Genomic DNA, 13,219 nt, shown 5'->3' with positions numbered 1-13,219 from the left:
TACTCACTTCAGAAGGGGATATTACGAGTATTAAAGTTTCATACTAGAATCAATTGTCCAGCCATACTTTAAACCATCCAGCCCACTTATCGATATCAGCAGGATCAATGAAGCCTTTATGCTTGCATGATGGGTGGGAGATTCCTTTAAAGTTGCCCTCACCACAAATTAACGAGATGTAGTCACGCGGCCAAGATAGTGATTTTTTCAGCAGTCGTATTTCTAACTCCCCAATTTGCTCCTCTAAAGCACTATTATCCTTCAACTTTAAGACCATGGTCGAAATCGATTTTTTTGCATCCGACGTATCCACTTCAATCAAATGAAATATTTCTCCCTTATAGGTCACTTTAATGACGGCCATACATCTAGGGTTCAAGTCATCTGCCATCATATGTTTAGTGCAGCGTGCAAGTTTAGGCAACTTTCGTATCGGATAACGATAAATTTTGCATTCATGATTTGCTTCTAGTCTATCAACCACCTGAAAGAAGATGTCAAACTTACTCGCGTATAAATGAGCATCGTCACTTTCATCATTAAGAACATCATAATCAGCTCCTGCAATTGTCCCCTTTATACTATCACCATTGGGGGATAGCTTATTAGGGATATTCTCCCCAGGTTCATTTTCGTCCGGTTTGCCACGGCTGGCATTTCGAGTTTTATCGGTCACTCGATTGGTTTTGAATGGGTTTAGAAATGATAAACCAACCGACTCGGTATCAAGAGAAACCCGTTTTTTATCAGGATCGGCATCTTCTTCATCGTCAAGTTCATGCTCCTCTGGGCGCTGAGGCTTGCTTGAGAAAGTTCCCCCTCCCTGACCTGTAACTTGTCTTCTGAAATCTGGGTGATAGAAATCCAGTTCATCAGGCATTGAAGAAGGAAGGTCCTCTACTCTTCTAATTTCCCACACAAAAAAGCTGTCGCTGCTCCAGTCATGCCATCCGGTAACTTCGATTTTTGTTCCGTTTAAAGAGGGAGGAGTAAAAGAGAAATCCCAGAATTGATACTGCCCCCGATTCGTATGCTCCCTCATCATGGTTTGATGAATACTTTCAAAGGAAGCTCTAGCCTCAGCATCGATCAATATCCAACTCAAAAATCGCCGAGAGCGCTCATCGTTATAAGCTGCTATGGGATATTTAGAACTTGGCATTACATTAATTTGCCAATGCTCCCCCAAACTAGTGATATTAAAGTCTGATGATAGTTTACCGTGCTCCAAGCATATTCTAGACATGTAGTTGTCATGCAAAAAAAGAACACGAGCCAGTTCAAGTTGCGGGAGAAAAACCGACGTCCCATCATCAACAGAAAACTCAAAGCACCACTGCTGAGGGTCTTTGGCATTTGTCATAGAATGAAAAGCTGGGCACTCATTTAAACGCTTTCGCTGCCAGCGTTGAGCATCATTAACAGTAAAACTAAGCCGCTTTCCTTTTACCTTATTCGACTGTTTATAACTCAATGTTTTATACCGCCGAATCAAGGGGACTCCTGCAATTGGAATCGACGGACGATCTAATTTTTTTGAAAAACTGAGGTTAATTCCCCAAAGAACATTACTATTTTTCTTAAATAAAGAGCCCACTCCCATTATAACTGCGTCTTCAGGGATGTGTTTAAATCTATAGTTTCCCATACACCTTCCATTAGCATTGATAAAAAACATTGAGCCAATAACGTCAACCGCTCTTCACTAAGTCCTGCTGATCGTAATAAACGCCACCTCTGGATCTCAGTATTCTGTAAATAAAAAGAAATGTACTGGTTGGTCAATCGGCGAATTTGATACTGCTCTACTGATTCTGAATACCTATCAAGAAATTGTCTGGTCAAAGGTAGTTTCCCCGATATTCTGTGAGACCATGTTCTAAGACCAAGCCTTGATAATAAAAACGTACTTGAACGACGCGGGGAATAATGATCCTCTTCAAAACTATCGAGTAGCTTAGAAAGTTTTCGAACAAACAAGCGATCTCTTTTGTTCCAATTAACACGGTTATTTATATATGTCATGGGGCGTTGATATCGTTTATTAACTCTCATCAACCAAATGTAGTCATGTCGGTACAGCCACATGTACAAGGCTAGATAACCCCTCGACTTCGCATGAGCACATCCGAACTTCTTCAATACTGTCAGCCATTTAGAACGCTTCTTTCTGTTTATCTTCTGAGACAGAGGAACCTGACATACTGCTTTACTTTTTTCAGGATATTGCTTTACCTGAGTTAATACCTCAGAGAACGGAACATATTCATCAGAAAGGCTGGACTGAATAATCATATGCTGAATAAAGCTGAATGATTTACGATGTTTCCTTAAAATGCTCTTCACCCAACAGCTTTCTTTTTCACTTAGCGCTAAGTGGTTGTAAAACAACCAATCTTTGTGCCAGAGCGAATATATACGATCGCAAACTTCACCATAATTTAAGTTTGAGCCTCGATTACAGCCTGAAGATACAATCAAATCTCGGTAATAACACGTCCATTGGTGAACGGTGGGAGATTCTTGAGGTTCAGTTTCTAGCAACTGTTTAGCCATAATACTGCACCTCAAAGATTCCCTCTTTAGGTCATGAAGCTGTCTATCCTTCACAGAACGACTTGCAGCATAAAATTCATGTCGATGTTCATAGTTCAGTGGGATGGAAAATTCATACAGCGGTATTTGGTGTACTGAGCACCACGTAGCGCCTGGAACTTGCCAATTCCGTTTCCAGTACCTCTCACCATATTGTGCGATCTGCTCATCAAAACACTTGGGACAATACCGAAGTTGATTGGGCTGCTTGACTAACGATGCAGCAACCCCAAAACTTAGATGAATTCTCCCCTTAGACTGATTTTCCATCCAACGGATACCCGCTAGTCTTCTCTTTTCTTCTATAAAAGGGGCATATAAAGGAAACAAAGTATGACGATATATCAGTAAAGGAACCGTGATGTTTAAAGCTACCGAATATTGCCTCGATATTTCAGCTAGGTGACTGGGTAAATCAACTGTAGCGATAAGGTTTCTATCTGCATAAATTTCATCGAGTAATCGTTTAGGTGATGTAATACCACTATGAACTTTGGCTCTTGCCACTAAGCTATATATCAATTCATTTGGATACAGAATGGGTAAGCCAAGCATTTAGCTCACCTTTTTTAAATCCAAGACAAGATGGCAGTCCTTCATTGCACTGTACATATCTTCTTTTTGATCGAGTTGTGAATAAACAAAGCGCAAGTCACTACTATCAAGGCATGGCCAATCAGATCGTTTAATCAATGTCTGTTTACGTGCTTTGATCATCGATTTTGGTTTCTGTTTATCCTCATCATACCAATCCAATATCAAAGGCATCATTTCACGCAATGTTAACGTAGGCTGTTCTCGGAAAATTTTCTCAACAAGTGGGATAAGTATTTTAGATTGGCACCCTGTTTGTAGGAGCAAATTATATAGCCGCATTGCTTGCTCGATATGACCAAAAGGTAATTCAGGCTCTTTGGGGATCTGATTAATTTTCTGCTGTAGGCTAAGTAGGCGCTTATCAATATCTTCCACTCGCAAATCAGAATATTTAGCTATTAAATCTGGACTTCCTTGACGGATCGCATCTAGCATAGGATGAACGGGCTTTAGTTCATCGTCGTAAACTGACCGCAACAGTTTAACCGTAATGCGTTCTAGTTTTGAGGCAATGGCTCTGAGCTGAGCCAACACAAACAGCTTAACAACAATATCCAAAACCCCTTGAGATAATTCATACCAACAATCTCTGATTTCATCGGTAAGGACTTCATCACGCCGATTGAGCCACTGGTATTTCCAGAGTTTATTCGTAAAAGCAACCCATTCGCTTTTGGTGTTCGGATTTTCAGGATATTGGGGCATGGGCTGCCAATAAAGAGAGCCTATACCCGTGGTTCGTCTTGCCGATTGTAACTCAACTTCAAACAATGGTCGGGCTTTCGGTGTACCAACCAATATCACCGGTATCCCAACCGTGTTCACCAGTTCAACAAAAAATTCCAGCATTTGCTCTCGCCCAACGGCCTTGCGAATTTTCAAGCGTTGAATTTCATCAATGACCAGTACACCAATAGCGCGTTCATTCGCAACCTGACTCATTAAAGCCAATAACGTTGGTATCCCGTGACGCCTGCGACCATGAGTATTCTCATAATTTGTCCCTAACCTCCGATCGACCTCTCTAAAAAAATTAAGGCACAAGCTCTGCTGCGAACCATTGTTAGGGCACTCGATTTTTAGATAGCTCAATTGGAAAAAATTATAGTTTTCGTGATAAATAACCTGAGGATATGTCGCTAGGATTCTATCAAGAGTTGAGCTTTTGCCACTGCCAGAACAGCCAATCAGAGACAAACAGGTTGCTGTTGTTAGCACATTCCTAAACTTATAACTTTGTAGGTCACCACTCATCACTCTCTGATAACCATTTTGCAGATGTTCATTGAGCGAACCATCTAAAAGGTTTCGACTGACATAACCACGGCGTACCATGATTGAAATACGCTCTTCCAATAATACATGCTGAGATAGTGGCTGAAAGAAGTCATCCAGTAACGCTGCGACCATATGCGCTCGCTGTCGAGGTTTATCTTGCAAATGCTTTAATGAAAAATCGACTTTACCTTCCAACCCTTCTTTAAGTTGCCTAATTTCCATAATAGGAGGCAGTGCTTCGATGAAAGGATTCCCCCTATATGAAGGATTGCCAGTATCCTGATATTGCGCTGTTACGTACTCGATAGGCAAACTCACTCGCTATCATCCTCTTCGTCGAACAGCTCATCAACATAGCTCGGATAGCTATAATCATCCTTGGGACTATCGTGCAAAAAAATCACCTCTGCCGTGTCTTTCACATCAACTTTAGGTGTAGGCTTTCTACCTTCCCGTTCTTTGTGCAACTCAGCTTTTCGATTTGAGCGAATACTGGAAAGGCGTTCACTATTAGACGTTTTTGATGAATCAGGGCTCAACTTTTCCGCATCGTGTATTTTTTCAGCGACCCTGCGCTCATGTTCACGTTTATGCTTTTCAGCCCGCACCTTACTTTGAGCAGTGGTGTGTTTTTTCTGTTCTTGACGTTGCCATACTTCCCAAAAGGAACAGTTAACGAACTCTCTAGACCGTGCAGATAGTTTACACAGCCAATGTTCGCGACTGCTTTTCCATGGAAATAGGTAAACCTCATCCACTAAACTAGGATCGTATGCCACCAAGATTTTCTCTGGTCGAGACACTTCTTTAGCCCGATGCATCCAGCCTTCTGCAATAGCTTCTTGGCAGGTATAATAGATACCAAATAGACATATTCCCAACGTGGAGACCGTAGCTTCGATTCTGGGGAGCAAACTCAACCTAACTGATTGTTCAGGAGCAGAGCGCAAACGACCAGTACGATTTTGAATGCCCCAATTCCACAACTCTAGTGGTATTGAAGGCAGCTCAACAGGCATATCAGCAGAGCGGTCATATTTCTTCAATACATCGTATTGATTATGATAGAGAATTGATGAAAGAATAATTTCTTTAAAATCAGAAATGGATAGCTTGGCATCAAGACGATAATCCTTACCACCACGCTTTTTGACTTTATTTCCTGTTACGAACCCAGGAGCAAACGGGGTGAAATCGGCTTGCAACGTTTTGAAGTTACGCTCAACGATTCCTTTAGCATCTCCCCGAAACGGCGGTGTATTTTCAAGTCTGACAGAAAAGCTTTTTTCTAAGTATTCTATCTGATACCCCAGTAGCTCTCCTCTATCAGCCAAAATAGCGTCTGGCAAACCAATCGCGGGCCAATCTTTAGATTCAATATCTAAATCAAATTGACTACACAAGTCTACTTTATCGGTCATCGCAACTTGTAATGCTTGCATAGCCGCGACATAGGACGGATTTTCAAAACCAATGTAGAAGCCAACAATTAATCGACTGAACACATCAATGACAATGTAAACCACAGGCCGCCCAACTATCCAGCTTCTGTTTACATCAGAAACGACATAAATGTCTGCTATCGTTGCATCAATCTCAAAGCGAGAACCAGGCCCCAGAGCATTCATGGTGGCTGTTCCTGTCAAAGGACGAAAGTCTTTGTTATATACGTTGCGACTGGATCGGTTTTTTATTTTTTCTACTTGCGTATATTCACGCTGATAGAAGTATTTCATTTGCCAATTGGTTGGAATTTCTTCCTCTGAAACATCAGGAAAATAAGTCTGGTATCGATCTTTAAAGCGCCGATGAGCGTATGGAAAAGAATAACCCTTGTCGGTCAACAAATACTTCTGAATAGCAATTCTGAACAATTTTTCAATAAAGCTATCAACATTAACCCCAGTACCAGGCTCATACTTTCTGGGGCGCCCCAATTTCTTGTCTTTCGCTGTCCGCCTTTTGCCTTTCGCTCCAGAATTTTTATAATCAGGAAGAAGGGCATTCGCAGTTTGTCCACGCTGCCAATATTGGCGGATTAAGCGATATAGTGTTTGTTTAGTCGTTTTGTGATTGCTCATCACAAAATCTATCGCTTTCGCTCGTTGTTTAGGCTGATAATACTCTTCAAGTTGGATAATAGGACTGATCATTTCATAATTTTGATCTCGTTTTACTTGAGCAATGCTGCCTTCTTCAGGGGAAAGCATCATGAGATAGGCATAGGGGTCGTCCACTCGATGTAGTAATTCATCCTGAACCGCCAAAAGCAAAGAATTTAAGTCAATAATGCTTGGAAAACCACTTTTATTGTCTATCGATATCCAAACAAAGTTGTCACCATAACAACTCAAAATTCTGTACCTTTGTTGCTCATACTTCAGAACTTCATTGATTCGAAACATCACGAGATCCTATCAAGTTCCCCATATTTTCTACCATGAAGTCCTGGCCTTTTAACAAGTGAAACGGCTGGGACATATCAAAATAGAAACAACGGTTAGCTAATAACTGTCTGATTTCATAGATAGAAGAGCCTACAGGTTGGTTATATGAGCTATCAAGCTGTTTACAAATATCAGTAACAGCTCTAGTCGGGTTTTGCAGAAACAATTCTCCGTAGAATGCCGTTCTTTCTAACAAAACGTCATCATCTATCTCATCTCGCTCAGCAGGATATAACCAACTGATGTTCTGCGTAAGAATTGGAGAAACATTAAGCTCTGTCACCAGAAACCAAGGGATTTTTTTCAGTCGCCAATATCTGCGCTCAATCTCCAACTTTTCAATAACACGTGGATCAGCTAAAAACTGACTATATTTAGCTTGGATAACATACTGTTGGCGGCTGGGATCGGAGCTGTCTATCACAAAGTCTGATGACATATACAAGTTTACACCTGCTTGAGTGGGATGTTTTATACCATTGTCCAAAGCAATGTTAAGCGTATCTTGGCGTTCTAAAGGAAACTGCTCTCGAATATCTTTGGTATCAGAACGCCATTCAAGAGTGAGAAAGACAGCAAGTTCCAAGTCTGAAAGCAAATGGTGGGTACGTTGGCTCTTATGACCAAAAACACGGTGAGAGCGGCCATCTGATGGAATATCTCTTACTGTTATCCAAGGAAGATAGTCGATACCATGACCGTTTCCTCTGCCCTCTTTTATCCAGCGTTTATATTTGGTTTCAGAGGGAGAATACTTGTTCTTTGCCATACAAACTACTACGTAATATTTATCAAACAAGCATAAACACAATAAATTTAGTATGCAACTTTATTACTTTATTGAAAAGTTCCTCCAATGCACAAGATTTACTCTATCTGAATCCAACAGCATTTATCTGATATTCAATCGATATCAATTGGGCACTTTTATTCGGCCGTACATAATAGGAAGTTCATGCTCTAGCTCAAGAATGGTGTCTAATCGCTCTTCAAATGATTCTGGGCGCTTGTCTATGCGAAAATAGGTCCTTGGGCGCTCTCTCGAAAAGTGCTCGCCTGTGATTAACGCGCTTTTGCCTTTATCCATATAATTGAAGAGTTGAGCAAAGAAATAGTCGTTATCTTTCTCTCCATTCAATGTCACCTTGCCCGTAGGCTGGATAAGGATGGGCTGAGTACAGTAGCCAATTTTACCTTTTTTGTTTTCGCAATAAAGGTACAGTTGCAAGCCTGTTCTATGTTCTAAAAAACCTAAATTCTCAAACCGACAAGCAGCGACACGGCCAAAAAACCAAGTGTAAACAATCCCTTTTTTACGATCGAAATAGATATCAGCAGGTCTTGGAGTATTAATAAAGAAAATGCTAAAGAAAATTGCCAAGCCTAGGGAAACACCAGAAACAACAAAGTCTTTTATCAGAAATTTTTGCTGGGTTTCTGTTCCGTAAGAAAATACAGCTTGGCTGTAACTCCAAAGAGTATAATTACCATCCTCATCAAGCATGGTTTTGTAATAGGAATAACGGTTACTGTGAAATTCATTAAATTCATACCCCATTGATTCTTTGACTTGATAGCTAGTCAGAACTTCCCTAGCATGAGCCAGCGAGCTGGGACCTAAATCACTTGAAAAGGTGTATACTAAAAACCATAGGGCTATAACTAATGGAGCAAGAAACGGCAGCCGCAAGTTATCTCTTGCGCTGCGCACGGCAAGCACATCATCTGTGACCTCCATAAAAGGTTCAAGTGGATCATCTTCAGGTTTGATTGAAGTGATCTTGGCAAATTCTTGTCGCCATTTCACTAGCTTTTGTGGGTATTGATACCTAAATAAAAAACCATGGCTGTTTTTTCTTTTCATTCTAATCTCTGCTAAATATTGCTTGGTTTATCATCAATCATTCCATAATACGTTTTTTCAAGAACGCCGTCCGACGTTAGCATACGTTTGGGGACAATAATATCTGGGCTTTGTTGGTAGTACCAATGCAAGTGCAGCTCTTCATCTGGCTTATTTTCCATCTCAACCGTAAAATTCAAATATAAGGTTCCGTTAATCATTTCAGATTGGAAAAAGTCCTCACTATTGGCCGCCGCGCTCAGCGCTTGTTTAAATGCTTTTGTCGCGGCTTCATCTTCGACCCATTTACGATTGACTGGCTGGATATAATCCACAATTTTTTTGCTGCATACCATACCAATAAGATTGGATTGCCCTTTTATATAACTGGGCAATGCAATGCGATAACCATAGACTTTTTTGGTCCGTGATAGATCTTCCTCAACCCAAACTTTTAACTCAGGACGCAATAATAAGTTCTTAAACTCTTGTTGTTCTATTTCCATTGCCAACATAAATTTTGGGTCGTCATAGATATTTGAGCTGTATTCCAATCGTTTTGAAATATCAAACTTACCACCAGATTCAAAATACCAAAAAGCATATTTATCGCTGTTCCCCCAAAAACACCGAAAGAGCAAGTTTTCCAGATCAGTTTTGCCATACTTTAGTTTCATTGACTCAGCCACAATCAAAAGGGAGAAACCTATCAAAGCAAAATACCCAGAGCTAATAGTCGCTGAGGAGATATTTCTCAACGCCAAAAGGGGCCCTGTAGCAAACATGGAATAAGCTATCATAGAGTTGATGTTGGCATACATCAGGCCTGTATTTCCCGTCTCATAGGCATCTACAGCATCGACCGCTGAGGAGGCAACAAGTGCTAAATTCGACGCCCCAATCAAGCCTGACATAATCTTAGATTGCACTAGCAATGAAAGCTGCTCTAATCGATGGTCAATTACTCGAGTAGCCGCGTGTGCGCCTCCTTTTGTTATCGCGCCAAGCAGCCCAGACAAGCCAGTGTATACAGCTTGATAGAATTTCTCTGAGTTCAGGGCTTTCTTTGCCAATAGCAGTTGCGCTCTTTGAACCGCACTATGGTCAACAATCGCGGCCGATAACGCGGCAACTGCCAACGCATAATCTTGACTGGCAGACAGCCAATCGTGACTTTTAGTCGGGTCCGCCTGTTCAAATTGATTGGATTGAGTCAACTGCACTAGCATATCGATGTTGGCTCTTAAAGACAGCATAGAGATGGCTCCATCGGCTGTTTTACCCAGCAAATTAGCCGCAGTGTCTGCGTCAAAATTAGCAAAACGGTGTCCGTACTTGGGCAGCTTTAAATACGCAACAGCTTTATTGTCTGCCTCTGTCTCTAGCCGAGGGAGCGTGGTTGTTTTTTCTACACTAGCCCATTTGATTAATTTGCTGGCTGCCGGCATTACCGATTGCGTTCTAGTCATTTTGAAATGACTTTTCCCTACGGAATCTATGTGCTCGGCGAGTATTTTTCCGAGTTCCTCCAGAGTAATTCTAACGTTGCCACCTTGCTCAACAATACCAAAACCTTTTTCAAAGAAATCGGGGATAAAGTTGAGTAGCCCAGAATAGGCCGCTGGTTTTAAATTTAAGGCGGTCTTAGCCACCGTATCGGAGCCATAGGTGGCGAGCGCTGACACCCAGCTCCAGAAGAATTTTAGGAGATTATGCGTTGTATCGGCGAGTGTCGCAGCCAGTTCAGCCCAATCAACAGTACTTTGGCATTGAAGCAGGATCAGCTTGAGCTTTTCTTCGTAAGTCAGGTAAATATTGTTTGCACCTTGCTCATAAGCCAAGTTAATCATATTAATGGCCGTATCATGACCTTCCTTAGTGCCCTCAAGACCATCCATAACACTCGACATAATGTGGTTGAGCTTCTGAACTTCTTTAAACGGATCGGTAGACTCCTCGGAGAAATACATATCGAAATAAGTATCAAGGGCACCCAATGATCCGTCTGCTAAATCTTCAAACGCGAACATTGAAAACAGCTTGAGTATTTCAACTCTTCGCGCCTGAAAGTCTGAAAACAGTGCTTCTCTCTCATCATAGAAACTGGTCATTGCCTCAACATTGATGTTTTCTTGCACTGCTTGTTGGATCTCAGGATCTTTATCGGGTTTCATTAGCTCACGAATTATGTCACCGATAACTCTAGGGTAAGTATCCGTGTTATCAGCCGCTTTTTCTGTCGTAACCAACAGTGATAGCACAAAGGACATTTCCGCCTGCCGCCCGACAGGATCAAACAAGGCGACAAGAGTACCGTCTTTTTGTTCACTGTGGCTTTTTTGCATGGTTTCAACCAGCTCATCAGCAGCAAGGTAGTAGTTTTTAGCCGTGGTGAACACATCCAAGCCGTATTTACTGGGCTTGTCTTTGTTTTGATCCGCTAGCCATTTCACATCATGGCTGCGGTAGTCTTCCACCAAACTACTTAACGTATCTTGAGTGGCAGTGTCGCTAAAGTCATCGCTGGCGATCATGTCAACTTGCTGCATGGCTTTGGTGCGCCATTCTTGGTCGCTGTTCATCTTATCTATGATGTCGGCGGCCCATTCGTGCTCTGAGTAAGCAATCGAGATTTTTTGTGTGCCATTGGTGACAAAAGCAAATGGATAGAAAGTCGCGCCGGATGAGATATCCAGCGTTAAGCCGTCTTGAGCGTTTTCTTCGTTGGTGAAATAGTATTTCTCAAACTTTTCAATCACGCCGGTGGCGGTTTCGGTTTGCGCGTAGCGGAAGATATGGATCTGCTGATTATCGGCTTTTCCTTCTTCCTCTTTGATGTAAATCCAGCCTTCACGCAACAGGCGCAAAATATAGCCGCCAGTTTCATTAAGGCCTGAAGCGCTGGCCATTTCTGGCAGAGTGGGCGGCGCTTGGGCGGGCATAATGGTGTCAAAGAAGTTGGCATAACCATAACGCACTGGGTAAATGGGCAGCACATCGGCAATTTTACCCGCCACTTCGTTCATAAAGGGCTCGACCAAGTCGATGGTTTGCGTGGTGTTAACCACTGCCTTAATCACTCCAGCTTCAGCAGAATACACATTATCGCTGGCTTTAATTACCTTAACGTTGGCGGTGTTGCTCATCAGCATAGACACTCTAAGCTGCATTTTTGCAAATACGCCTGCAATAAGTTCAGGTAAACCTTTTAGATAGGCTTTAATGGTGTTGATGTGCTTGTTAAATAGCTCATCGGATAAATAGGCGTATTTAAGCTTGCTGGCTTGGTCGCGCAAAAACTCCAACCTAGATTGAAGCTTTTTCAGCAAGCTGTCGAAGCTCTCATTCACGGCTTTTTTCGCGGCCGCCCAATCATAATCGTTAAGGTAAGATTGCGGGTTCCCCTCACCACGGGCGCGAATGAAAGCCAGCAAACGATCTGTGGTTTCATACGGCGCAAGGCGAAGTATGGCCGAGAGTATTTCACCCTCTTCCAGTATCATCGGCATGCTATAGGCGAGCATGGCTTCTGTGGTGTGTGGCAGTGGCATATTTAGATTGCCAACCAAGGTCTCACAGGATTTTTCTAAGCTGAACTCGGTTGCTGGGTGTAAGTGGGTATAATGCAGGCGCGTTTCTAGCCCAACAATATCTTGAAAATAGCGGTCGGTAGTAAGCTCATGGCCAATTGCGCCCCATGGCGCCAGCCCAGTTTCTACCCTTGTTGGTTGCCAAAAGCCTTGATTACGTTTGCGCGCCTTATCGAAAAAGTCATCGTCACTGATTTCTTCAATGCAATGTGGATTGGTGCGCCGAACTGGGGAGAGACAAAAAGCATCTTGGCTCTCTTCCATCATCAGCTTGATTTTGCCTGGTTTCAGCCCAGAGACATAAGACTCGCCAGTGCTGTCTAACATACCTCCCCCAACAGGCGTAATACCTTCATTGGTCAATGTAAACAGTGCATTCTTAACCCGCTTGCCATTGGGGTAACGCACACATACTTCAACACTGCAAGGAATATCCAACATAGGATCAACCGTCACACAGGGGTTCTGCACCCCAGCCATGCAAGTTGTGTTGCCCTTGTTCATGGTCATTTGGTCGCTCAGGCGCGCCACGCCTTTACCCTCGATGAACACATTGGCTGAGGCAGAAATAAACTCGGCTTCATCTTCAATCGTCCCAGACGAAATGCCTTTTTGGTCACCATCAGCGTCGCCAGTACTTTTGGCAAATTTACTGCCTTTAATGGCAATGCTGTTGCCACCGTCAGCGCTGACTGTCGTGGTACCATCAACAAGATCGGCCGATTTCGCATTATTACCATAAGGAATCGGCACAACTGCGGGACCAACAGTCGTTAAACATACATCAGGAGAGGTTGCATTGGCTTCACCGCCTGACCCTTTGTGAACGATACTTAATCCATTGGCGTTGATAGTAACTGGCATACTCT

7 protein-coding genes are annotated in these 13,219 nt (G+C 42.5%); all 7 read right to left on the bottom strand.

Going from position 1 to position 13,219, the window contains the following annotated elements; genetic code table 11:
• Window positions 1-49: 49 nt before the first annotated feature.
• A complete protein-coding gene (locus FIV01_RS02130) occupies window positions 50-1,648 on the bottom strand; it encodes a Tn7-like element transposition protein TnsE (protein WP_152429523.1) in 1,599 nt (532 codons plus the stop codon).
• The gene (locus FIV01_RS02125; protein ID WP_152429522.1) at window positions 1,603-3,150 is read right to left on the bottom strand and encodes a TnsD family Tn7-like transposition protein; all 1,548 of its coding nucleotides are present in this window, start codon (window positions 3,148-3,150) and stop codon (window positions 1,603-1,605) included. The genes FIV01_RS02130 and FIV01_RS02125 overlap by 46 nt, the downstream gene beginning before the upstream one ends.
• On the bottom strand, window positions 3,151-4,788 hold the full coding sequence (locus FIV01_RS02120; RefSeq protein ID WP_152429521.1) for an AAA family ATPase: 1,638 nt from the start codon (window positions 4,786-4,788) through the stop codon (window positions 3,151-3,153).
• Window positions 4,785-6,875 (bottom strand): Mu transposase C-terminal domain-containing protein, encoded by a 2,091-nt coding sequence (locus FIV01_RS02115; RefSeq protein ID WP_152429520.1) that lies wholly within the window; start codon window positions 6,873-6,875, stop codon window positions 4,785-4,787. Before FIV01_RS02115 ends, FIV01_RS02120 begins: the two co-directional genes overlap by 4 nt.
• Window positions 6,859-7,686, bottom strand: coding sequence for a TnsA endonuclease N-terminal domain-containing protein (locus FIV01_RS02110; RefSeq protein WP_152429519.1), 828 nt, complete (start codon window positions 7,684-7,686; stop codon window positions 6,859-6,861). Before FIV01_RS02110 ends, FIV01_RS02115 begins: the two co-directional genes overlap by 17 nt.
• A gap of 144 nt (window positions 7,687-7,830) precedes the next feature.
• Window positions 7,831-8,781: a hypothetical protein gene (locus tag FIV01_RS02105; protein ID WP_152429518.1), complete on the bottom strand. Its 951-nt coding sequence runs from the start codon at window positions 8,779-8,781 to the stop codon at window positions 7,831-7,833.
• 11 nt (window positions 8,782-8,792) lie between these two features.
• Entirely contained in the window at window positions 8,793-13,214 is a 4,422-nt protein-coding gene (locus FIV01_RS02100) for a PAAR-like domain-containing protein (protein ID WP_152429517.1), read from the bottom strand.
• Between the last annotated feature and the right edge of the window lie 5 nt (window positions 13,215-13,219).

Source organism: Vibrio aquimaris (assembly GCF_009363415.1).
GTDB classification, from domain to species: domain Bacteria; phylum Pseudomonadota; class Gammaproteobacteria; order Enterobacterales; family Vibrionaceae; genus Vibrio; species Vibrio aquimaris.
The sequence above is the reverse complement of the archived record's forward strand: the minus strand, read 5'-3'. Positions and strand labels throughout refer to the sequence as shown.

Coding starts and splice junctions, on each gene's coding strand:
- FIV01_RS02130 (WP_152429523.1), bottom strand. CDS start 1,648: ATGGGAAACTATAGATTTAAACACATCCCTGAAGACGCAGTTATAATG.
- FIV01_RS02125 (WP_152429522.1), bottom strand. CDS start 3,150: ATGCTTGGCTTACCCATTCTGTATCCAAATGAATTGATATATAGCTTA.
- FIV01_RS02115 (WP_152429520.1), bottom strand. CDS start 6,875: ATGTTTCGAATCAATGAAGTTCTGAAGTATGAGCAACAAAGGTACAGA.
- FIV01_RS02110 (WP_152429519.1), bottom strand. CDS start 7,686: ATGGCAAAGAACAAGTATTCTCCCTCTGAAACCAAATATAAACGCTGG.
- FIV01_RS02105 (WP_152429518.1), bottom strand. CDS start 8,781: ATGAAAAGAAAAAACAGCCATGGTTTTTTATTTAGGTATCAATACCCA.
- FIV01_RS02100 (WP_152429517.1), bottom strand. CDS start 13,214: ATGCCAGTTACTATCAACGCCAATGGATTAAGTATCGTTCACAAAGGG.